We start from the raw sequence: 22,597 nt of genomic DNA, 5'->3' as shown, positions 1-22,597 counted from the left end.
CGCGTAGACGCACGTATCCTGCGACTTAGGAGATTGGCGGAAACGCTCGTCGCGTCGTCATCCACGGGCGGAGCAAGGAGCGAAGCGACGCGCGCAGACCCGAGGATCCATTCCGTGACATACGAGCGTCGCAACGGTGCAGAGTTCTGCTCCGCTGCATCCTACGGCTCAGGTCACGGAATGGATTCCAGGGTCTTCGCGACGGAGCTTCGCTCCTGCTTCGCCCTGGAATGACGACGTCAGCGCTTATCGCGCTACCTAACGAGAATTGCCCTCAGATCATTCACATTCGTCCCCGTCGGACCAGGCACGAACAGATCCCCGACCGCGTTGAAGGCCGTCCAGGCATTGTTGCCGGCGAGCATCGTCTTGGCATCGACGCCTGCCGCGCGCATGCGCGCCACGGTCGAGCCGTCGGCGAAGGCGCCGGCATTGTTCTCCGAGCCGTCGATCCCGTCGGTGTCGGCGGCCAAGGCATCGATGCCGTTCATGCCGTCGATGCCAATGGCGAAAGCGAGCAGGAATTCGGAATTGCGGCCGCCCTTGCCCTTCGCCCGCAACGTCACCGTGGTCTCGCCGCCGGAGAGGATCAGCACCGGCTTGGCGAAGGGGCGGTTGCGCGTCGCCACTTCGCGTGCGATCGCGGCATGGACGCCGCCGACCTCGCGCGCCTCGCCCTCGATGGCGTCCGACAGGATGACGGCCTCGATGCCTTGCCGCTTCGCTTCGGCGGCGGCGGCTTCGAGAGAGACGCCGGCAGAGGCGGTCAGGTGCACTTCATTGCCGGCGAAGCGCGGATCATCGGGGCGCGGCGCGTCGGCGGCCGGCGACTGGATATGCGCCATGACCGAGGCCGGCAGCTTCATGCCATAGGCGGCGATCGAGGCCAGCGCATCCGCGCGGCTGCCGGTGTCGGGAACGGTAGGTCCCGAGGCAACCAGTGCCGGATTGTCGCCGGGGATATCGGAGACGACCAGCGACACCACCCTCGCAGGATAGGCAGCGGCGGCCAGGCGCCCGCCCTTGATCGTCGAGACATGCTTGCGGATGGTGTTCATCGCCGCGATCGGCGCGCCGGAGGCAAGCAGCGCTTCGTTGACGACGATCTCATCGGCAAGCGTCAGCCCGGGAGCCGGCGACGGCAGCAATGCCGAACCGCCGCCGGAAATCAGCGCTACCACAAGATCGTCAGCGGTCAGGCCCCGCACCTTCTCCAGCAAGCGGCGCGACGCCTCGAGGCCAGCGGCATCCGGCACCGGGTGCGCCGCCTCGATGATCTCGATACGCTCGCATCTGGCGCCATAGCCGTAGCGGGTGACGACAAGGCCGTCGATCGGTCCGTCCCAGACCTTCTCGAAGGCGGCGGCCATCTGCGCCGACCCCTTGCCAGCGCCGATGACGATGGTGCGGCCCTTCGGCTTTGCCGGCAAATGATTGCAGATCGTCTTTTCCGGATCGGCGGCGGCGACGGCGGCGTTGAAGATCGAGGTGAGGAAGCTTTTCGGGTCGGTCATTTTTCTTCCGGCGGCAGCGCGAGCCCGCTCGCATCGATGCCAAGATGCGCGCAAAGCGCGTCGACCACGACGCCATGATCCTCGCGCTCGGGCAGGCCCGAGACGGCGATGACACCGATGACGCCGGCGCCTTTCACCGTGAGCGGAAAGCCGCCGCCGGCGAGCACATAATCGGCAATGTCGAGCGCTTCGCCGACCTTGAAAGTGCGGTCCGGGCGCTGCTGCTCCAGCACCAGGCGATAGGTGCTTCTGAGATAGCGCCTTACGACATTGATCTTGCGTCGCGCCCAATCGGGATTTGACGCGTTCGAACCCGGCATGGCGGCATAGAAGAGCGGCCGATCGAAAGTCCTGATGTCGACGATGATCGGAAGATCTTCCTTCAGCGCCCGGTCCCTGATGGCTGAACCGATCTTGAAGGCGACAGCCTCATCGAAGGCCGGAAAGACCAGCGTGGCTTCCTGTTTCTTGATCAGAGCGATGTCGTCGGCGATGGCCATGGCGTTCCCCTGTCAAATGTCGACGCTCGCTTTGGCCGATGGCTGACGCCGGGTCAAGCGCGGAGGGCATGGAATGGCGTTATGCCACAATGCCACTCTTCGCCGGCCGGCCCGCCACATAGACCTCGCGCACGGCGCGATCGTCGCCCAGCGTCTGCAGCAGAAAGAGCTCTTCCGCCAGCGTCTCCACGGTCTCCATCCTGAGCCGCATGCCCGGTGTGGCATGAGCATCGAGCACGACGATGTCGGCATCGGTGCCTTCGTCCAGCGTGCCGACCCTGTCGGCCACCGACAGCGCTTCGGCATTGCCGCGCGTCAATTGCCAGAAGGACTGGAACGGATTGAGCTTCTCGCCGTTCAGCGCGATCACCTTGTAGCCTTCATCCATGGTGCGCAGCATCGAATAGTTGGTGCCGCCGCCGACATCGGTGGCCGCCGCTATCCTGAGCGGCTTCTCGCGCCGGCGATAGCGCTGATAGTCGAACAGGCCGGAGCCCAGGAAGAGATTGGAGGTCGGGCAGAACACCGCCACCGAACCCGATTGCGACAGCGCGTCCGCCTCGCGTTCCGAGAGGTGGATGCAATGGCCGAACAGGCCCTTTTTGCCGAGCAAGCCATAATGTTCGTAAACGTCGGTATAGTCGCGCGACCAAGGGTAGAGCTCCTGGGTGAAGGCGATCTCGGCGTGGTTTTCCGACAGATGCGTCTGCATGTGGAGATCGGGATATTCGCGGCAGAGTGCACCGGCCATCTCCATCTGCTCGGGCGAGGAGGTGATGGCGAAGCGCGGCGTGATGGCATAGAGTTGGCGGCCCTTGCCGTGCCATTCGGAGATCAGCGCCTTGGTATCGTCATAGCCGGTTTGCGGCGTGTCGAGCACGCCGTCGGGCGCATTGCGGTCCATCATCACCTTGCCGGCGATGTTGAGCATGTTGCGTTCATGCGACTCGGCAAAGAAGGCTTCCGCCGACGATCTGTGCACGGAGCAATAGGCCGCGACCGTCGTCGTGCCATGGCGCAGCATCTCGTCGAGAAACAGCCGCGCGATGCGGCGGCCATGCTGCGCGTTCTGGAACTTCGCCTCTTCCGGAAAAGTGTATTTGTTCAGCCAGTCCAGCAGTTCCGCACCGTAAGACGCGATGATCTGCATCTGCGGAAAATGCACATGCGCGTCGATGAAGCCGGGCAAGATGAGATGCGGACGATGGTCAACCGTCTCGACACCGGCGCCGGCCTTCTTCGCGACTTCGGCATAGGAACCGGCGGCGACGATCCTGCCGTTCTCGATCAGCAGACCGCCATCCTCCTCGTAGCGCCAGGCGGAATAATCGTCGACCGATTCGGGCCAGCGCAGGAAGGAGAGCGTGCGGCCGCGCAGGAATTTCGATGTCATGCTTATTTTCCGGCCCCTTCGAACCAGGCGACCAGAAGGGCCCGTTCCTGGTCGGTTATCTGGCTGACATTGGCGGGCGGCATGGCATGCGCCCGGCCGGCCTGGATGTAGATCTCGCGAGCATGCTCGGCGATGCGCTCGTCGGTGTCGAGCAGCACCCCCTTCGGCGCATGGTAGATGCCTTCATAGACCGGCGCCTCCGTATGGCACATCGAGCAGCGGCCAAGCACGGTATCGCGCACGGCCGGGAAATGCGCCGAGGCGATGTAGACCTGCGCGGCGGCGGATGCGGCGGAGATCTTGGGCTCGCCGGTCAGCACCTTTGGCACGGTCGACAGCCAGATGATGATCATGAACAGAACGGCCGCGCCCAACCATGTCCAGGTAGGGTTGCCCTTCCTTGCATGCACGGTGTTGAAATAGTGCCGGATCAGAACGCCGATGATGAAGACCAGCGAAGCGATGACCCAGTTGAACTCAGTGCCGAAAGCCAGCGGGTAGTGGTTCGACAGCATCAGGAACAGGACCGGCAAGGTCAAGTAGTTGTTGTGCAGCGAGCGCTGCTTGGCGATCTTGCCGTATTTCGGGTCCGGCTTGCGGCCGGCGATCAGGTCGGCGACGACGATCTTCTGGTTGGGGATGATGACCATGAAGACATTGGCCGACATGATGGTGGCGGTGATGGCGCCAAGATGCAGGAAGGCGGCGCGGCCGGTGAAAAGATGCGTCAGCCCCCAGGCGATGGACACCAGCACGCAATAAAGCACCAGCATCAGCCCGGTGTCGCTTTTGCCCAGCGGCGAGCGGCAGAGCAGGTCGTAGACGATCCAGCCGACGCCGATGGTGGCCAGCGACAAGAGGATGCCGACCGGCACCGAGATGTTGAGCACGTTGGGATCGATCAGGAAGAGATCGGCGCCGGCATAATAGACCACGCAGAGCATGGCGAAGCCCGACAGCCAGGTGGCGTAGGATTCCCATTTGAACCAGGTGAGGTGCTCCGGCATTTCGGCCGGCGCAACCAGATATTTCTGGATGTGGTAGAAGCCGCCGCCATGCACCTGCCACTCCTCACCGAAGGCGCCGGCGGGCAGGCCGGGCCGCTGGCGCAGGCCAAGGTCGAGGGCGACGAAATAAAAGGACGAGCCGATCCAGGCGATGCCGGTGATGACATGCAGCCAGCGGACCGCGAAGCTCAGCCAGTCCCAGAAAATCGCGAAATCCATCATTGCACTCGTCCCTGCCGATGAGAGCGACTTTACGGTCTGGCGCGCAAACGAAAAGAGGCGAGGTGCGCGATGACTTTCAAAAAAAAATGGAAAATACTAGGGTTGCCCCGCTCAGCCTTTTGAGAGCCACACATGGCCTATCTAGACAACATCGCTGTCTTCGTTCGCGTCGTCGAGCTCGGCAATCTGTCGGCGGCGGGGCGCGACATGCGCATTTCGCCGGCGGTCGCCTCGAACCGGATCAAGGAGTTGGAGAAGCATCTTGGGGTGCGGCTGTTCAACCGTACGACAAGGCAGTTGATGCCGACCGAGCATGGCACCGTGTTCTACACCGGCGCCAAGCAGGTGCTGGACGCGATCACCGAGGCGGAAGCGGCGGTCGCCGCGCTCTCCGGCCAGCCACGCGGGACCATCAGGGTTACGGCGCCGCTCGGCCTCGGCCGGAGGCTGATCGCGTCAGGCATTCCGGACTTCCACGACAAATATCCCGATATCGAGGTGCGGCTTCGGCTTTCCGACCACAATGTCGATATCATGAAGGAAGGCATCGACGTCGCCTTCCGGCTCGGCATCATCGAGGATTCGAGCCTCAGGATGCGCGGCATCATGGAATGCGAGCGCGTGCTGGTGGCGGCGCCGAAATATCTGGAAGCGCGCGGCGAGCCGGCCGAGGCGCAGGAGCTGATCGGCAAGAAGCACGACTGCCTGATGCTGCGCTATGCCGGCGCGCGCGAATATGTCTGGACGCTGCAGATGCCGAACGGACCGCAGAAATTCGAGGTGCACGGTCCCTATGACACCGACGACGGCGACGTTCTGACCGGCTGGGCGCTGTCGGGGCGCGGCATCATCAACAAGCCGCGTTTCGAGGTCGAGCCGTTCATCCGCGACCGGCGTTTGAAGGTGATCCTGCCCCAGGCGCCGCCGACGCCGGTGCAATTCGCCGCCGTCTATCCGCACAAGAAGCTGCAGGATCCGAAGGTGCGGCTGCTGCTCGACTTCATGGCCGAGCGCTGCCAGCGGCTGATCAAGGACCTCCTGGCTGGGAAGTAACGACCGGTAGAGCTGCGTCGCGATTCCGGACGGAAGGCTACGGCGAGACGCCCGGCCTAACCGAAGCACGCTTTTCCCGAAATTGCTTCAGATCAGTCCATTAGCCTGGCCGTTCCGGACACCCCGATCGAGCTGCCCGGCGCGGGCGGAATGTCGGCGTGAAGGCGCGAACGCATGCCCATATCCTCGCCCTGGACGATGTCGATCGCGCCGCCATGCGGCCAGCCGAGATCGCGCAGATAGCCGGCAAAGGCAGCGGTCGCGGCACCCGTCGCCGGGTCCTCGTAGACGCCGCCGGACGCAAAGGGATTGCGCATGTGAAAGAGCCGCGGCGTTTCGGCATAGGCGAGCAGGATGGTGACCAAGCCTTCGCGCCGCATGAAAGACTGGCCTTTCTTGAGATCATAGGACATGGCGGCCAGCGCCTGGCGCGACTTCAGCGCCAGCACGAGATGATCGGCGCCGCCATGGATGAGCGCTGGCGGAATGGCAGGGTCGAGATCGCCCCGCTTATAACCAAACAGAGCGAGCGCTTCGCCAACCAGTTCGGCCGACGCAGGCCTGCTGCGCGTCGGCGGCGACTGCAGGGCGGCGGCAAAGTTGGCGCCATCGCGAAAGCCTTCGACGGTGATGTCTGCCTGATTGAGGGTCAGCCTGAAGATGCCGTCGCCGAACTTTCCGACCAGCGCCGCGCCGAGCGCGATGGTGGCATGGCCGCAGAACGGCACTTCCGACTCCGGCGAAAAATAGCGCACGCGCCAGCCGCCGCCTTCGGGCGCCGCGAAGGCGGTTTCCGAGAAGGCAACTTCTGCCGCGACACGCTGCATGTCGGCGACGTCGGGCAGCATCTCGCCAATCACCACGCCGGCGGGATTGCCGCCGGTGTTCCCGTCCGAAAATGCGGCGATCTTCAATATGTCCATGTTCCTGACCCCGTTGTCCGTGAGGCGCAACAAACACGTTTCGCGCCGCTTTGGGAAATGAGGAAAGCAGCAAGCAGCGGTGAGCGCCACTCACACCTGCAATCGGGGATGGTGTCCCTCGATCCAACGCGGAACGAAATTCTGGTCATCGCCGTTCTGACGATTGGCGGTCGCTCGGGCCGCCTTCAGCTTTCACCAAGCGACGCAGCGGGACAGGAGCCGACCATGGACGCCATCGTCACCAAGAACGACCTCAAATCCGATGCCAAGAAGGAATCGATCGATCTGCTCAACGCCAGGCTTGCCGACGCCATCGACCTGGCGCTGATCACCAAGCAGGCTCATTGGAACGTCAAGGGCCCGCAATTCATCGCCATCCACGAGATGCTGGACGAATTCCGCGAGGAGATCGACGGCCATGTCGACATTATCGCCGAGCGCGCCGTGCAGCTCGGCGGCACCGCGCATGGCACCTCGCAGGAGGTGTCGAAAGCGACCAAGCTGAGGCCTTATCCGACCGACATCCACAAAACCAAGGATCATCTGGCGGCGCTGATCGACCGCTATGCCACGGCCGCCAAGCTGACCCGCGAAGCAATCGACGAGGCCGACGACGCCGGTGATCGCGATACGGCGGACATCTTTACCGCCTATTCGCGCTCGCTCGACAAATTGCTGTGGTTCCTCGAGGCGCACACCCAGGAAAAGGAATAGCCAGACGCTTCCCGGCTTTCACAACATGGCCGGCGGACTTAGCCGGCCATCATCTTCTCGGCGCCGGCGGCCCTTGGCGCCTCGACGGTGTGCGCCACCAGCGACGTCATGATCTCTGCGGCGGCGAGCGCGGCGATCACCGGCGGGCGCTTGTCCTTCACGGCATTGCCGCCGATCGGCGAGACGAGCCGGGCGAACTGCGCTTCGCTGCCCTCCGCGGATTTCAGGAACCAGTTCCTGAAGGTCGCCTTCTTGGTCTTCGAACCGATCATGCCGACATAGGCGCTGTCGTCACGCTTCAGCGCCTCGGCGACGATCAGGAAATCCAGCGCATGATCATGAGTCAGGATCGCGAAGGCCGATCTGGCCGGCGCCTCGCGCACCACGGCTTCGGGCAACGATGTCAGCCGTGTTTTCACCGTTTCCGGCATGCCTTCCAGCGCCTCGGCGCGGGTCTCGACGACGACGACATGGATCGGCAGCAGCGCGAGCGACGCGGCCAGCGCCTGGCCGACATGGCCGCCGCCGAACACATAGACATGCGGCAGATGGGCCTCTTCCGCTTCGGCCTTGGCGATCAGTTGCTGTTCCAGTGAACCATCGACGAGGCGGATCGACACCTCGACGCGGCCGCCGCAGCATTGGCCGATCTCCGGCCCGAGCGGAACGTCCAGCGTTGCGCAGACCTCATCGACCTCGATGCGGGCTTCACTGGCGGGAGATCGCGGCCGCTGCCCTGCATTCAATACCTGCCGCGCCTTGTCGATCGCCATGTATTCGAGCTGGCCGCCGCCGATGGTGCCAAGAATCGACGAGGCCGAGACAAGCATGAAGGCACCGGCCTCGCGCGGGGTCGAACCCTTCGTCGCCGCCACTTCAACCAACGCAGCCTGGCCGACCCGGCCGAGGAATTCCTTCAGCTGTTGTGCTTTCGAGTTCATCGTCTGCATTTCCACTTGGGAAATATAGTGTTTTTCGGCCCGAATTGCACGTTTCAAGCCGGCTTCGCGGCCTCCTGCTTGAGCCACTCGATCGCCATCAGCACCCGTTCCGGCGTCGCCGGCGCATCAAGGCGTGGACAAATCTCGTGATCCGCGACGCTGGCCACCGCGTCCGACAGCGCATGCAGCACCGACATGCCGTGTGGCAGCGGTGGCTCGCCCACCGCCTTTGAGCGATGAATGGTCGGTTCATAGGCAGACGACCAGTCGGTCAGCTTAACGTTGAAGATTTTCGGACGGTCGGACGCGAGCGGGATCTTGTAGGTCGACGGCGCATGCGTGCGCAGCCGGCCGCCGTCGTCCCACCACAGCTCCTCTGTCGTCAGCCAGCCCATGCCCTGGATGAAGCCGCCCTCGACCTGGCCTAGATCGATCGCCCGGTTCAGCGAGCGGCCGGCGTCATGCAGGATATCGGTGCGCTCGACGACATATTCGCCGGTGAGCGTGTCGACCGACACTTCCGAGCAGGCCGCGCCATAGGCGTAATAATAGAAGGCATGGCCGCGGCCCTTGCTGCGGTCCCAATGGATCTTCGGGGTCTTGTAGAAGCCTGCCGCCGAGAGCTGGATGCGATTGACATAGGCCTGCTTGACCAGATCGTTGAAGGCCACTTCCTGGTTGCCGATGCGCACCCGGTTGGGCAGGAACACGACCTGGTCGTGCGGAACCTGGTATTTGTCGGCGGCGAAATCGGTCAGCCGCTTGCGGATCTGGCGGGCGGCGTCCTGCGCCGCCATGCCGTTGAGGTCGGCGCCGGACGACGCGGCCGTCGGCGAGGTGTTCGGCACCTTGGCGGTGGTGGTGGCGGTGATCTTGACCCGGTCGAGGTCGATCTGGAACTCCTCGGCCACGACCTGCGCCACCTTGAGGTGCAGGCCCTGGCCCATCTCGGTGCCGCCATGGTTCATATGGACGGAGCCGTCGGCATAGACATGCACCAGCGCGCCGGCCTGGTTCGCCTCCGTCTTGGTGAAGGAGATGCCGAACTTTACCGGCGTCAGCGCCAGACCGCGCTTGATGAAGCGGCTGTTGTTGTTGAAGGCGCCGATCTCGCGGCGTCGCCGCGCATAGTCCGCGCTTTCCTCCAGCTCGGCCACGATGCGCTGGATGATGCAGTCCTCGACCTTCTGGTGATAGGGCGTGACGCTGCGCTCGCCGATGGCCTCCATCGGGTCGTAGAAATTCAACTTGCGGATTTCGAGCGAATCCTTGCCGACGGCGAAGGCAACCTCGTCGATGACGCGCTCCGCGCCGACCATGCCTTGCGGGCCGCCGAAGCCGCGGAAGGCGGTGTTGGACACGGTGTTGGTGTAGAGCGGCGCCGATTTCGCATGCACCGCCGGATAGAAATAGGCGTTGTCGCAGTGGAACAGCGCGCGGTCGCCGACCGGACCGGAGAGGTCGGCGGAGAATCCGCAGCGCAGCGCATAGGTGAAGTCGACGCCCAGGATGTTGCCCTCGTCGTCGAAGCCGACCTCGTAGTCGATGGCGAAGTCGTGCCGCTTGCCGGTGGCGGTCATGTCCTCGTCGCGATCGAGCCGGATCTTCACCGCGCGCTTCAGCTTCTTGGCGGCGATTGCCGCTATTGCGGCGCACTGGTTGGCCTGCGTTTCCTTGCCGCCGAAGCCGCCGCCCATGCGGCGCACTTCGACTGTCACCGCATGGCTCGGCACGCCGAGCGCATGGGCAACCAGATGCTGCGTCTCGCTCGGGCCCTGCGTCGAGCAATAGACGACGACCTCGTCGTCCTCGCCGGGGATCGCCAGCGAGACCTGGCCTTCGAGATAGAAATGGTCCTGGCCGCCGAGCCACATGCGGTTCTTGATGCGGCGCGGGGCGGCAGCAATCGCCGCGGCGGCATCGCCGCGCTTCAGGATCAACGGCGTGGTGACCTGCTTGTCGTTGACCGGGTCGAGATTCCAGATGTCGATGACGGCCGGAAGATCGTCATACTCGATTTTTGCGAGACGCGCCGCGCGGCGCGCTTCCTCACGCGTCTCGGCAATCACGGCGAAGATCGGCTGGCCGTAGAACTCAACCTTGCCTTCGGCAAGCACCGGATCGTCATGCATGTTGCTCGGCGAAACATCGTTCTCGCCGGGAACGTCGGCATGGGTCAGAACGTCGACGACGCCCGGGGCTGAGCGCACCTCCGACAGGTCGACGCTTTTCAGCGTGCCGTGCGCGATCTTGGAGAGGCCGAGGCCAATATGCAGCGTGCCGGCAGGCTCCGGCATGTCGTCGATATAGACGGCGGCGCCGCTGACATGCTTGTGCGCGGAATCGTGCCGCTGGTCGGTGGCGACACCGCCGGCGATCTTTTCCGCCTTGAGGTTGGGAGTGGCGTGCTTGTTCATCAGGCGGCCTCGTTGCGCGAGACCTGGAACGGCGCCTTCGTTCCCGTCGTCTCGATATAGAAGCGCAGCAGAAGGTTCCTTGCCGCCAGCGCCCGGTATTCGGCGGTCGCGCGCATGTCGGTCAGCGGCTTGAAGTCGCCGGCATATTCGGCCATCGCGGCCTCCACGGTCGCTTCGTTCCAGACCTTGCCGATCAGCGCCTTCTCGACCGCCGCGGCGCGCTTCGGCGTTGCCGCCATGCCGCCATAGGCGATGCGGATGTCGGCCACCGTTCCATCCTTGGCCAAGGTCAGGTAAAATGCCCCGAGCGTCGCGGTGATATCCTCATCGCGCCGCTTGGTGACCTTGTAGACGGCAAACTTCGTTCCTTTTGCCGGCAAGGGCACATGCACGGATTCGACGAATTCGTCGGGCTGTCGGTCCTGCTTGCCGTAGGCGATGAAGAAGGTTTCGAGCGGTATCGTGCGACGGACCTGACCCTTGCGCAGCGTGAGCTGCGCGCCGAGCGCGATCAACGGCGGCGGCATATCGCCGATCGGCGAGCCGTTGGCGATGTTGCCGCCGATGGTGCCCATGTTGCGCACCTGTTCGCCGCCGATGCGGTCGACGAGCGGTCCCAAAGCCGGGATGCGCTTCGACAGCGTCTCGAAGGCTTCGGTGTAGGTCACGCCGGCGCCGATGGTGATGACGCCGTCTTTTTCCGAGGTCGTACGCAAGCCGTCGAGGCCGCCGATGAAGATCGCCGGCGAGATGTCGCGCATGTGCTTGGTGACCCACAGGCCGACATCGGTCGAGCCGGCGACGATGGTGGCGCCCGGTTCCTTCTCGATCAAGGCGGCGAAATCGTCGACGCTGGCCGGCACGATCAATCGCGCCTTGCCCGAGCCGATCTCGACCCTGGCGCCATCGCGCAGTGCTTTTAGCCGTGCGGTGATGTCCTCGCGTTCCACGGCCAGCGGATCCTTAGCCGCCTTGCCATAGCTCGAAACGGCGTGCGCGGCGCGCATGATCGCCTCATAGCCGGTGCAGCGGCAGAGGTTGCCCTGCAGCGCCTTTTCGATCACCGCGTTGGACGGATCGGGCGTTTTCATCCACAACCCGTAGAGCGACATGACGAAGCCCGGCGTGCAGAAGCCGCATTGCGAGCCGTGGAAATCGACCATCGCTTGCTGCACCGGATGCAGTTTTTCACCGTCGCCGCGCAGATGCTCCACCGTCACGACATGGGTGCCGTCAAGCGAGCCCATGAAGCGGATGCAGGCATTGACGCTTTCATAGACGAGACCTTCGGCGGAAAGCTTGCCGACCAGCACCGTGCAGGCGCCGCAATCGCCCTCGGCGCAGCCTTCCTTGGTGCCGCGCAACGAGCGGTTGAGCCGCAGCCAGTCGAGCAAAGTCGCATCGGGCGCGACGTCTCTCAGCGCCACGCCGTTGCCGTTCAAGATGAAGCGTATTTCGTTGCGGGTCTCAACCATGTCTCAGCTCCCCCGATAGGTCGAGTAGCCATAGGGCGAAATCAAGAGCGGGACGTGATAATGCAGCTTCTCCGCCATGCCGAAGCGGATCGGCACGATGTCGAGGAAAGCAGGTTGCGGCAAGTCGATCCCTTGGCCGCGCAGATAGTCGCCGGCGGCGAAGACCAGCTCATACTCGCCGGTGCGGAAATCGGCGCCGGCGAGCAGCGGCGCGTCGCAGCGCCCGTCATCGTTGGTGGCGACGGTCTTGAGGTGCGTGCGGCCCTGGCCCTCGATGCGAAAAAGGCCGATCGACAGGCCCTTGGCAGGCCGACCGGTCGCGGTGTCGAGCACATGGGTCGTCAGGCGCCCGCCATCGGCTTTCGACGTCTCTGCCACTGGCCGCCTCCCATCCCGGTTCAGTTTCAGGTCAATTGTGCGCCAATTAAAGGCTATGCATAAGCCCCGGTCGAGCGGAGCATGGCAAAAAGCACTTTCAAAAATTTTCGGGGGAATGCATCCGCACTCCTTTCGATATCTTCATCTCGACCATCGGGCAGGAGCGGCAATGCGTTACGATCGGGACATGCGCGGTTACGGGGCAAATCCGCCGGACCCAAAATGGCCCGGCGGTGCGCATGTGGCGGTGCAGTTCGTCGTCAACTATGAAGAGGGCGGCGAGAACTGCGTGCTGCATGGCGACAAGGCTTCGGAAGCGTTCCTGTCCGAAATCGTCGGTGCCGCCGCCTGGGTCGGCCAGCGCCACTGGAACATGGAATCGATCTATGAATACGGCGCGCGGGCCGGCTTCTGGCGGCTCCACCGGCTGTTCACCGAAGCGCAAGTGCCGGTGACCTGCTACGGCGTCGCCACCGCGCTGGCGCGCTCGCCCGACCAAGTGGCCGCCATGCAGGCGGCTGGCTGGGAGATCGCCTCGCATGGCCTGAAATGGATCGACTATCGCGACCACTCCGCCGAGGACGAGCGGCGCGATCTCGAAGCGACGATCAAGCTGCATTACGAGGTGACCGGCGCGCGGCCGACCGGCTGGTACACCGGCCGCACTTCGGTCAACACCGTGCGGCTCGTCGCCGAGGAAGGCGGCTTCGACTATGTCTCCGACACTTATGACGACGAACTGCCCTACTGGTTCGATCGCGACGGGCTGGAGAAGCCGCAGCTCATCATCCCCTACACGCTCGACGCCAACGACATGCGCTTCGCGACACCGCAGGGCTTCAACTCCGGCGACCAGTTCTTCGCCTATCTGAAGGACAGCTTCGACACGCTCTATGCCGAGGGCAAGGCGGGCCGGCCGCGCATGATGAATATCGGCCTGCATTGCCGGCTGGTCGGCCGTCCCGGACGGGTCGCGGCGCTGAAGCGCTTCGTCGACTATGTGAAATCGCATGACAAGGTCTGGCTGACACGGCGCATCGACATCGCCAGGCATTGGCGCGAGACGCATCCTTACCGGGCGCCGGCACTGCGGCCGTCGCGGATGGGGTTCGAGGAATTCGTGCATGCCTTCGGCGGCGTGTTCGAGCATTCGCCCTGGATCGCCGAGCGCGCCTACGAACTGGAACTCGGGCCCGCGCATGACAGCGCCGGCGGCCTCCACAACGCGCTCTGCCGCGTCTTCCGCGCGGCAACGGAGGCCCAGCGGCTGTCCGTGCTCAACGCCCATCCGGACCTCGCCGGCAAGCTGGCGGCGGCCAAGCGGCTGACGCCGGAATCGGCCAAGGAGCAGGCGTCCGCCGGGCTCGACGCGCTGACCGACAAGGAACGCGAGCTGTTCTCGAAACTCAACGCCGCCTATGTCACCACCTTCGGCTTCCCCTTCATCATCGCGGTCAAGGGCAAGACCAAGGACGAGATCCTGGCGGAGTTCGAGGCGCGGATCGGCAACAGCCGCGGCACCGAATTCGAAACCGCCTGCAAACAGGTCGAACGCATCGCGCTGCTTCGCCTGAAAGACATGCTGCCACTCTAATGTTTGTTTTTCTGTTGACGCAATTCCGGACCGAAAACCACTTCACACTTTTCCTGGAATTGCTCTGAGGGTCAGGACCACATGGATATGATCAAGACCGCCGAGCGAACCTATTACGCCCCGCATGGCGGCCATCCCGGCCAGAACGAGCTTCTGACCGGCCGCGCCGTCTTCACCGAGGCCTATGCGGTCATCCCCAAAGGCGTGATGCAGGACATCGTCACCAGTCCGCTGCCGTTCTGGGACGAGACGCGGGCCTGGATCATCGCAAGGCCGCTCTCGGGCTTCGCCGAGACCTTCTCGCAATATATCGTCGAGGTCCTGCCCGGCGGCGGCAGCGACCGGCCGGAACTCGATGCCGGCGCCGAGGGCGTGCTGTTCGTCGTCGAGGGCGAGCTCACCGTATCGCTTGCCGGCAAAAAACATGTGCTTGCCCCCGGCGGCTTTGCCTTCCTGCCGCCGTCGAGCGGCTGGACGGTGCGCAACGAGAGCGGCAGCGCTGCCCGCTTCCACTGGATTCGCAAGGCCTATGAGGTGGTCGACGGTCTCGACGCGCCGGAAGCCTTCTTCTCCAGCGACCAGGATGTGGCGCCGAGCCCGATGCCGGGCACGGAAGGGCGCTGGGCAACGACCCGCTTTGTCGACCCGGCCGACATGCGCCATGACATGCATGTCACCATCGTGACGCTGAAGCCCGGCGCGGTCATCCCCTTCGCGGAGACCCATGTCATGGAGCACGGGCTCTATGTTCTGGAAGGCAAGGCGGTCTACCGCCTCAACCAGGACTGGGTCGAGGTCGAAGCCGGCGATTTCATGTGGCTGCGCGCCTTCTGCCCGCAGGCCTGCTATGCCGGCGGCCCCGGCAATTTCCGCTACCTGCTCTACAAGGACGTCAACCGTCACGCCAGGCTTGGCGGCTATCTTGGAGGCAAGGCGCGGTGAGCCGCATTGTCGCCCAGCAACTCACCCGCGAGACCTTCGCGCCCTTCGGCGACGTCATCGACATGGGCGGCGACAACCGCTACCCGATCAATGGCGGCAAGGCGATGCGCTATCACGACCTCGCCACGGCGGAAGCTGCGGGCCCGAATGCGCGCGTGCTGATCTCGATGGTGCGCGGCACGCCCTATGAGATGCCGCTGAAGCTGATCATGGTCGAGCGCCATCCGCTTGGCAGCCAGGCCTTCATCCCGCTGTCGCCGCGGCCGTTCCTGGTGGTCGTCTGCCATGACACCAAGGATGGCCCGGGTGAACCGCAGGCCTTTCTCGCCGGCCCCGGACAAGGCATCAACTACCGCCGCAACCTTTGGCACGGCGTGCTGACGCCGATCGGCGAGGAGCAGGATTTTCTCATCGTCGACCGCGGCGGCGACGGCTCCAATCTCGAAGAGTTCCATTTCTCGCATCCTTACGAGATCCACCTTCCCTGAAAGCTCGCGATTCCCATGACCGACATTTCGCTGATCGACCGCCTGCTCGATGTGATCGAGCACGACATCGTGCCAAAGACGGTGCAAGGCGTCGCCCGCGGCAACAAGCTGTTCGGCGCCGCGATCCTGCGAAAGGACGACCGGTCGCTGGTGCTGGCCGAGACCAACAACGAGACGGAAAATCCGCTCTGGCATGGCGAGGTGCATTGCCTGAAGCGCTTCTACGAGATGCCCAAGGCCGAGCGCATCGACACCAAGGATGCGCTGTTCATCGCCACGCACGAACCCTGCTCGCTCTGCCTGTCGGCGATCACCTGGACCGGTTTCGACAATTTCTACTACCTCTTCAGCCACGAGGATTCGCGCGACAGTTTTGCCATCCCGCACGACCTGAAGATCCTGAAAGAGGTCTTCACCCTGGATCCAGGCGGCTACAATGCCGAGAACGCCTATTGGAAGAGTTTTTCCATCCGCCGGCTGGTCAGGGCTTTGCCCGAGGCTGAGCGCCAGCGGCTGGAGGCTCGGATCGGCAGGATTTCGGCGCGCTATGACGAGCTGTCGGAGGCCTATCAGGCAAGCAAGGCCGACAACGACATCCCGCTGAACTGAAGTGTATAGCCTACCTTACCTTCGCGTTTTTCAGAACTTCATTTATCCGTGCCTGCCAACCCTTGCCGGTCGCCTTGAATTTTCTGACAACGTCCTGGTCGAGGCGGATGGAGACGACTTGCTTTGGTTTCTCCAGGGCCGGTCGGCCGCGGGAACGCCTTATGCTCTCAAAAAGTTCCGGGAGCGCTTCCGCGAAAGGCTTGGCTTGTGCCAGCTGTTCGTCGGTCGCCTCCCCGTCCTCGGAATCGGCAGCAATCTGTCTTTGAATTTCGGCTTCCTCGGCATCGGTAAGCCGCCGAATGTGTGACTTAGTGTTGCTCATATACGGACCTTTCCTTTCGGCTGGCATGACGCATCGAGATCACCGAGATCGCTTCGGAACCAAGCGGCTTGAAGATCACGGCGAGAATGATCTCTCCAAATTCTCCAATCGCCTTCAGCCGACCGGCTTTGGCCGGGAGGACGATTGACGTGGCAAAAAACTCGATATCGAGATCGGCGAAGTCGAGACCCCGGCTTGCGAGGTTCGTCACCCGTTTTGGCTCACGATTTTCAGGCGAGATCATCCACTGTGTCTGCGTCGGGCCACGTGAATAAATGTAATACATAAATTACCCGGAGGATGCAAGAGGAAGCCGGATAATCGAGGCTGCGTGCGCTAACGACCCAGGTCGCATTTTTTGATGCTCCAGTCGCGATTGGCGATTGAAAGTCGCCACGCTGCGTAGCGTTATGCGCCCCATGAAAACCGTCATCGAATTCCCGCGCAAGGTCGTCGAATTCCCCGATATGGGCATCGTCATGCCGGACGGCTGCCGGCTGTCGGCGCGCGTCTGGATGCCACAGGACGCCACTGACGATCCGGTGCCGGCGATCCTCGAGCACCTGCCTTACCGCAAGCGCGACGGCACCATTTTTCGCGACCAGCTCACCCACCCCTATTTCGCCGGGCACGGCTACGCCTCGATCCGCGTCGACATGCGCGGCAATGGCGATTCCGAAGGGCTGATGGACGACGAATATTCCGAGCAGGAATTGCAGGATGCCTGCGACGTCATCGCTTGGGCGGCGGCGCAGCCCTGGTGCAACGGCAATGTCGGCATGATGGGCATTTCCTGGGGCGGCTTCAACTGCCTGCAGGTGGCTGCCAAGCAGCCGCCGGCGCTGAAGGCGGTGATCAGCCTATGCTCGACTGTCGACCGCTATGCCGACGACATCCACTACAAGGGCGGCTGCCTGCTCTTGGAAAATTTCGGCTGGGCCTCGACGATGCTGTCCTATTCGTCGCGGCCGCCGGATCCGGTGATCGCCGGCGGCAACCGCTGGCGGGATTTGTGGCTTAGCCGGCTGGAGAACCAGCCTTTCCTTCTGCCGCTCTGGCTCAACCACCAGCATCGCGACGCCTATTGGAAGCGCGGCTCTATCTGCGAGGATTTTTCGGCGGTGAAAGCGGCCGTGCTGTCGATAGGCGGCTGGCATGACGGCTACCGCAACACGATTTCCCATCTCGTCGCCAACATCCAGTCGCCGGTCAAAGGTATCGTCGGCCCCTGGATCCACAAATACCCGCATTACGCCGGGCCCAACCCGGCCATCGGCTTCCTGCAGGAAGCGCTGCGCTGGTGGGACCGCTGGCTGAAGGGCGGGGAAACCGGCGTCGAGGCCGATCCGGACTACCGCGCCTATATGATGGACAGCGTGCGCCCGGCGCGCTGGCATCCCGAGCGACCGGGCCGCTGGGTGGCGGAACAGGAATGGCCGTCGTCCAACATCAAGCTTGAGACGATCGAGCTCATCCCCGACGGCGCCAAGCCGGCGATCGTCGCGTCGCCGCAGACCTGCGGACTCGCCGGCGGCGAATATTTTCCCTTCACCTTCGGGCCGGAACTGCCGGGCGACCAACGCCCCGATGACGCGCTGTCGGTTTGTTTCGACCAGACCGAGCTCGGCGAAGCGATCGACATTGTCGGGGCGCCGGAGCTCGAGGTCCAGCTCGCCTCCGACCGGCCGCAGGCCAACATCGCGGTGCGGCTCTGCGACGTGCATCCGGACGGCGCCTCGGAGCTGATCTCATATGGCGTGCTCAATCTGACCCACCGCAACTCGCATGAATTCCCCGAACCGTTGGTTCCCGGGGAGACGGTTTCGGCGCGCGTCGTGCTCGACCAATGCGCCTATCGTGTGCCGGCCGGCCACAAATTGCGCATCGCCGTTTCGACCGCCTACTGGCCGATGATCTGGCCCTCGCCGGAGCCGGTGCGACTTGATCTCGCCAAGGCGACGCTGAAGCTGCCGCTGCGTCCGCTGGCAAGAAGGGATGAGGTTTCGTTCCCCGAGCCGGAAGGCGCGACGCCATGGGCGACCGAGACGATCAGGCAGGCGAATTCCGAACGCCATGTCAGCCGCGACGAGAAGACCGGTCTGGTCACACTCTCAATAACCGACGATTTCGGCGAGGTGCGCGACATCGAACATGGGCTGGCCAATGGCAGCATCGTGCGCGAGACATGGACGATCCATCCCGACGACCCGCTGTCGGCCACCGGAGCCACGCATTGGACGCAGACCCTGTCGCGCGATGAATGGTCGGTGCGGACCGAGACTTTTGCCGAGATGCGATCGGACGCCGCAAACTTTATCGTCAGCGCCAGAATCGAAGCCTATGAGGGCGAAAAGCTGGTCTTCGAACGCGACTTCGAGCAGGCGATTCCCCGCTCGTTGGTTTGAGTCGAGGCAAGATTGGTCCAAATGCGGCGTACGATTTACGCCACCGCATGTCGCATTCGGTCTTGCCTGCCGCTTTCCCTTGCGGTCATTATCTCCTCCAATAGCAAGAAACGACCCTAAGGTCGGATATCCAGAGTGAGGAACCTTAATGTCCAACGAACTCGACTATCTCAGCCGGCGAGTCGCGGCCGGAAAACTTAGCCGTCGCGATTTTCTCGGGCGCGCCGCGGCGCTCGGCGTCGCCGCCACCGTTGCCAACTCGCTGCTTTCCAACGCCGTGCGCGCCGCCGGCCCGGTCAAAGGCGGCACGCTGAAGGCCGGCCTGCAGGGCGGTGAATCCACCAACAGCCTCGATCCTGCGACCTTCCTTAGCCAGGTTCCCTTCGCCTTCGGCAAATGCTGGGGCGAAACGCTGGTCGAGCTCGCTCCGGGCGGCGGCGTCGAATACCTCATCGCCGAGGAGATCGGCTCTTCGGACGACGCCAAGACTTGGACGATGAAAATCCGCAAAGGCGTCCAGTTCCACAACGGCAAGGAAGTGACGCCGGACGACGTGGTGGCGACGCTGAAGCGCCACAGCGACGAGAAGTCCAAGTCGGGCGCGCTGGGCGTGCTGAAGAGCATCGACACCATCAAGGCCGATGGCGGCAATGTCGTGGTCACGCTGAAGGACCCGAACGCCGACATGCCTTACCTGATGGCGGACTATCACCTGATCATCCAGCCGAATGGCGGCATGGACAAGCCGGATGCCGGCATCGGCACCGGCCCTTACAAGGTCACCACCAACCAGCCCGGCGTGAAACATGGCGGCGAGCGCTTCGCCAATTACTGGCAGGCCGACAAATACGGCCATGCCGACCAGGTCGAGATCGTCGTCGTCAATGACCCGACGGCGCGCATGGCCGCGCTCCAGGGCGGCCAGGTCAACATGATCAACCGCGTCGAGCCGAAGATCGTCGATCTGGTCAAGCGGCTGCCCGGCGTCACCATCCGCGCCGCTTCGGGCCGCGGCTTCTATCCCTTCAACATGTTCTGCGACACCGCGCCCTTCGACAACAACGATCTCAGGATGGCGCTGAAGCTCGCCATGGACCGCGAGGAGATGCTGACCAAGATCCTGCGCGGTTACGGCGAAGTCGGCAACGACATGCCGGTCAACAAGGCCTACCCGCTGTTTGCAGGCGACTTCGAGCAGCGCAAGTTCGATCCGGAAAAGGCGGCCGCGGCCTACAAGAAGTCGGGCCATAGCGGCTCGATCCTGCTGCGCACCTCCGACGTCGCCTTCCCGGGCGCCGTCGACGCCGCCCAGCTTTATCAGCAGAGCTGCGCCAAAGCCGGCATCAAGATCGAGATCAAGCGCGAGCCGGGCGACGGCTACTGGACCGAAGTCTGGAACAAGCAGCCTTTCTCGCTCTCCTACTGGGGCGGCCGTCCGACCCAGGACCAGATGTACTCGACCGCCTATCTGTCGACCGCCGACTGGAACGACACCCGCTGGAAGCGCCCGGATTTCGACAAGATGGTGCTTGCCGCGCGCGGCGAGCTCGACGAAGCCAAGCGCAAGAAGATCTACCGCGACATGGGCGAGATCATGCGCGACGAAGGCGGCCTGATCGTGCCGTTCTTCAACCAGTTCGTCGACGCGACCGGCAAGGGCGTCGAAGGCTGGGTCGACAACCCGGCGCAGGAACTCAGCAACGGCCATGCGCTGATCGAGTGCTGGCTGCAGGCCTGATGAAGGATAAGGGAAGGGCTGGCGCAAGCCGGCCCTTCTCCGTTTTCATGACCCGCCCGAAAGGCGGGCGTCGTCCCTTCTTCACCATTGCGGGTTGCCGATGTCGTCTCCGATCCTGAGATTGGTCGCTCAGCGCGTCTTGCTGGGCCTGGTTCTTCTTTTGGCTGTTTCGGTGCTTATCTTCGCCGGCACGCAGATCCTGCCGGGCGACGTCGCCCAGGCGATCCTCGGCCAATCGGCGACGCCGGAGGCGCTGGCGAACCTGCGCGAGCAGCTCGGGCTGAACGACCCGGCATGGCTGCGCTACGTGCACTGGCTCTGGGGCATCCTGCATGGCGATTTCGGCACGGCGCAGTCGAGCGGACTGGACATCGCGACCTCGATCGGCACCCGGCTGAAGAACACACTGTTCCTGGCGACCTGCGCGGCGGTCGTCGCGGTGCCGCTGGCGATCATCCTCGGCCTCATTGCGGTGCGCTATCGCAACGGCTTCGTCGACAAGCTGATCTCCGGCCTTGCGCTGGCCTCGACATCGTTCCCGGAATTCTTCATCGGCTATGTGCTGATCTTCGTGTTTGCCGTGCACTGGCAGATCTTCCCGAGCATCTCGACGGTGGACGACTCCACGCCGTTCCTGGAAAGGCTGCAGGCCGTTGTGCTGCCGGCCACGGCGCTGACGCTGGTGGTGCTTGCCCACATGATGCGCATGACGCGCGCGGCGATCCTCAACGTCATGCAGTCGGCCTATATCGAGACGGCCGAGCTCAAGGGGCTGAAGGCCTTCGACATCATCCGCAAGCACGCATTCCCGAACGCGATCGCGCCGGTCGTCAACGTCGTCATGCTCAACCTCGCTTATCTCATCGTCGGCGTCGTCGTGGTCGAAGTGATCTTCGTCTATCCGGGCATGGGGCAGTATCTGGTCGACCATGTCGCCAAGCGCGACGTGCCGGTGGTGCAGGCGGTCGGACTGATCTTCGCCGCGGTCTACATCACGCTCAACATCGTCGCCGACATCGCCGCGATCGTGGCCAATCCGCGGCTGAGGCATCCGAAGTGACGGGGGCATCCGAAATGACGGGCCGGATGCAAGACGACCAGAAGGGGAACTGAGGCGAATGGCACTACGACAAATCCCGATAACCGCCTGGGTGGGGCTGATCCTGACCGGCGCTTTCGCGTTCTGCGCCATCTTCGCGCCCTGGGTCGCGCCGCACGGCAATGGCGAGATCGTCGGCGACGTCTGGGAGCCGATGTCTGCCGCCCGTTGGCTTGGCACCGACAATCTCGGCCGCGATCTCATCTCGCGCATGATCTACGGCGCGCGCATCACCATGGAGATCGCGGTGGCGGCGACGGCGCTGTCCTTCTCGCTGGGCGCGATCCTCGGCTTCTCGGCCGCGGTGTTCGGCGGCTGGTTCGACACGCTGATGTCGCGCTTCGTCGATCTTTTGATGTCGATCCCGACGCTGATCTTCGGCCTCGTCGTGCTTTCCGTGCTGCCGACCAATGCGCTGACCCTGATCCTCGTCATGGGCATCCTCGATTCGACCCGCGTCTATCGCCTGTCGCGCGCGGTGGCCGTCGACATCAACGTCATGGATTTCGTCGAAGCGGCCAAGCTGCGCGGCGAAGGCAAGGGCTGGATCATCTTCCGCGAGATCCTTCCCAACGCACTGTCGCCGCTGGTGGCGGAGCTTGGCGTGCGCTTCATCTTCGCCGTGCTCTTCCTGTCGGCGCTGTCCTTCCTCGGCCTTGGCGTGCAGCCGCCGGATTCGGACTGGGGCGGCATGGTCAAGGAAAACAAGGACGGCATCGTGTTCGGCATTCCGGCGGCGCTGATCCCGGCGGCTGCGATCGCTGTGCTGGCGATCTCGGTCAACCTCGTCGCCGACTGGGTGCTCAACCGCACGACGAGCCTGAAGGGAGGACGCGACTGATGGCTGACAAGCAGGCGAAGAC

At 63.7% G+C, this 22,597-nt stretch carries 21 protein-coding genes; 10 read left to right on the top strand and 11 right to left on the bottom strand.

Translation table 11 applies throughout. The features are described 5' to 3' along the window. Positions 1-254: 254 nt before the first annotated feature. From FJW05_RS05005 to FJW05_RS04990, 4 genes are all read right to left on the bottom strand, one after another. Positions 255-1,514, bottom strand: coding sequence for a glycerate kinase (locus FJW05_RS05005; RefSeq protein WP_140628704.1), 1,260 nt, complete (start codon positions 1,512-1,514; stop codon positions 255-257). Then, positions 1,511-2,014: a heme-degrading domain-containing protein gene (locus tag FJW05_RS05000; protein WP_140628701.1), complete on the bottom strand. Its 504-nt coding sequence runs from the start codon at positions 2,012-2,014 to the stop codon at positions 1,511-1,513. The genes FJW05_RS05005 and FJW05_RS05000 overlap by 4 nt, the downstream gene beginning before the upstream one ends. Positions 2,015-2,093: 79 nt before the next feature. Then, complete coding sequence (guaD, locus tag FJW05_RS04995; RefSeq protein WP_140628698.1) at positions 2,094-3,407, bottom strand: guanine deaminase; 1,314 nt, start codon at positions 3,405-3,407, stop codon at positions 2,094-2,096. A 2-nt stretch (positions 3,408-3,409) separates the two neighbouring features. After that, positions 3,410-4,636 (bottom strand): urate hydroxylase PuuD, encoded by a 1,227-nt coding sequence (locus FJW05_RS04990; protein WP_140628695.1) that lies wholly within the window; start codon positions 4,634-4,636, stop codon positions 3,410-3,412. Positions 4,637-4,768: 132 nt separating this feature from the next. Here FJW05_RS04990 and FJW05_RS04985 point away from each other — a divergent pair, with 132 nt between their 5' ends. Further along, positions 4,769-5,689, top strand: coding sequence for a LysR family transcriptional regulator (locus FJW05_RS04985; RefSeq protein ID WP_140628692.1), 921 nt, complete (start codon positions 4,769-4,771; stop codon positions 5,687-5,689). A 92-nt stretch (positions 5,690-5,781) separates the two neighbouring features. Here FJW05_RS04985 and FJW05_RS04980 read toward each other — a convergent pair whose 3' ends face one another. Next, entirely contained in the window at positions 5,782-6,612 is an 831-nt protein-coding gene (locus FJW05_RS04980) for a PhzF family phenazine biosynthesis protein (protein WP_140628689.1), read from the bottom strand. Positions 6,613-6,837: 225 nt separating this feature from the next. On the opposite strand from FJW05_RS04980, the gene dps reads away from it, so the two are divergent. After that, positions 6,838-7,326: a DNA starvation/stationary phase protection protein Dps gene (dps, locus tag FJW05_RS04975; protein ID WP_140628686.1), complete on the top strand. Its 489-nt coding sequence runs from the start codon at positions 6,838-6,840 to the stop codon at positions 7,324-7,326. Between the two features lie 38 nt (positions 7,327-7,364). On the opposite strand, the gene xdhC is transcribed toward dps, so the two are convergent. From xdhC to uraH, 4 genes are read right to left on the bottom strand one after another with little or no spacing between them, the layout of a single operon-like run. After that, on the bottom strand, positions 7,365-8,267 hold the full coding sequence (gene xdhC / locus FJW05_RS04970; RefSeq protein ID WP_140628683.1) for a xanthine dehydrogenase accessory protein XdhC: 903 nt from the start codon (positions 8,265-8,267) through the stop codon (positions 7,365-7,367). Between the two features lie 53 nt (positions 8,268-8,320). Beyond that, on the bottom strand, positions 8,321-10,684 hold the full coding sequence (gene xdhB / locus FJW05_RS04965; RefSeq protein WP_140628680.1) for a xanthine dehydrogenase molybdopterin binding subunit: 2,364 nt from the start codon (positions 10,682-10,684) through the stop codon (positions 8,321-8,323). Next, complete coding sequence (gene xdhA / locus FJW05_RS04960) at positions 10,684-12,159, bottom strand: xanthine dehydrogenase small subunit (RefSeq protein WP_140628677.1); 1,476 nt, start codon at positions 12,157-12,159, stop codon at positions 10,684-10,686. Before xdhA ends, xdhB begins: the two co-directional genes overlap by 1 nt. A 3-nt stretch (positions 12,160-12,162) precedes the next feature. Further along, a complete protein-coding gene (uraH, locus tag FJW05_RS04955; protein WP_140628674.1) occupies positions 12,163-12,537 on the bottom strand; it encodes a hydroxyisourate hydrolase in 375 nt (124 codons plus the stop codon). 169 nt (positions 12,538-12,706) lie between these two features. Here uraH and puuE point away from each other — a divergent pair, with 169 nt between their 5' ends. From puuE to FJW05_RS04935, 4 genes are all read left to right on the top strand, one after another. Further along, complete coding sequence (gene puuE, locus FJW05_RS04950; protein ID WP_140628671.1) at positions 12,707-14,131, top strand: allantoinase PuuE; 1,425 nt, start codon at positions 12,707-12,709, stop codon at positions 14,129-14,131. A gap of 81 nt (positions 14,132-14,212) precedes the next feature. Then, positions 14,213-15,073, top strand: a complete 861-nt coding sequence (locus FJW05_RS04945) for a bifunctional allantoicase/(S)-ureidoglycine aminohydrolase (protein WP_140628666.1) — start codon at positions 14,213-14,215, stop codon at positions 15,071-15,073. Beyond that, positions 15,070-15,561, top strand: a complete 492-nt coding sequence (locus tag FJW05_RS04940; RefSeq protein ID WP_140628663.1) for an ureidoglycolate lyase — start codon at positions 15,070-15,072, stop codon at positions 15,559-15,561. The genes FJW05_RS04945 and FJW05_RS04940 overlap by 4 nt, the downstream gene beginning before the upstream one ends. A gap of 15 nt (positions 15,562-15,576) precedes the next feature. After that, positions 15,577-16,170, top strand: a complete 594-nt coding sequence (locus FJW05_RS04935; RefSeq protein WP_140628660.1) for a nucleoside deaminase — start codon at positions 15,577-15,579, stop codon at positions 16,168-16,170. Between the two features lie 10 nt (positions 16,171-16,180). Here FJW05_RS04935 and FJW05_RS04930 read toward each other — a convergent pair whose 3' ends face one another. Further along, positions 16,181-16,492, bottom strand: coding sequence for a BrnA antitoxin family protein (locus FJW05_RS04930; protein WP_140628656.1), 312 nt, complete (start codon positions 16,490-16,492; stop codon positions 16,181-16,183). After that, positions 16,479-16,736: a BrnT family toxin gene (locus tag FJW05_RS04925; RefSeq protein ID WP_140629714.1), complete on the bottom strand. Its 258-nt coding sequence runs from the start codon at positions 16,734-16,736 to the stop codon at positions 16,479-16,481. Before FJW05_RS04925 ends, FJW05_RS04930 begins: the two co-directional genes overlap by 14 nt. 175 nt (positions 16,737-16,911) lie before the next feature. On the opposite strand from FJW05_RS04925, the gene FJW05_RS04920 reads away from it, so the two are divergent. From FJW05_RS04920 to FJW05_RS04905, 4 genes are all read left to right on the top strand, one after another. Beyond that, positions 16,912-18,897 carry a CocE/NonD family hydrolase gene (locus FJW05_RS04920; protein ID WP_140628653.1) on the top strand — a complete coding sequence of 662 codons (1,986 nt, stop codon included), beginning with the start codon at positions 16,912-16,914 and terminating at the stop codon, positions 18,895-18,897. Positions 18,898-19,045: 148 nt separating this feature from the next. After that, positions 19,046-20,635, top strand: a complete 1,590-nt coding sequence (locus FJW05_RS04915) for an ABC transporter substrate-binding protein (RefSeq protein WP_140628650.1) — start codon at positions 19,046-19,048, stop codon at positions 20,633-20,635. A 100-nt stretch (positions 20,636-20,735) separates the two neighbouring features. Then, complete coding sequence (locus FJW05_RS04910; RefSeq protein ID WP_140628647.1) at positions 20,736-21,695, top strand: ABC transporter permease; 960 nt, start codon at positions 20,736-20,738, stop codon at positions 21,693-21,695. Between the two features lie 58 nt (positions 21,696-21,753). Further along, positions 21,754-22,575 carry an ABC transporter permease gene (locus tag FJW05_RS04905; protein WP_140628644.1) on the top strand — a complete coding sequence of 274 codons (822 nt, stop codon included), beginning with the start codon at positions 21,754-21,756 and terminating at the stop codon, positions 22,573-22,575. Positions 22,576-22,597 lie beyond the last annotated feature (22 nt).

Source organism: Mesorhizobium sp. B2-9-1, assembly GCF_006439455.1.
Taxonomy (GTDB): domain Bacteria; phylum Pseudomonadota; class Alphaproteobacteria; order Rhizobiales; family Rhizobiaceae; genus Mesorhizobium.
The sequence above is the reverse complement of the archived record's forward strand: the minus strand, read 5'-3'. Positions and strand labels throughout refer to the sequence as shown.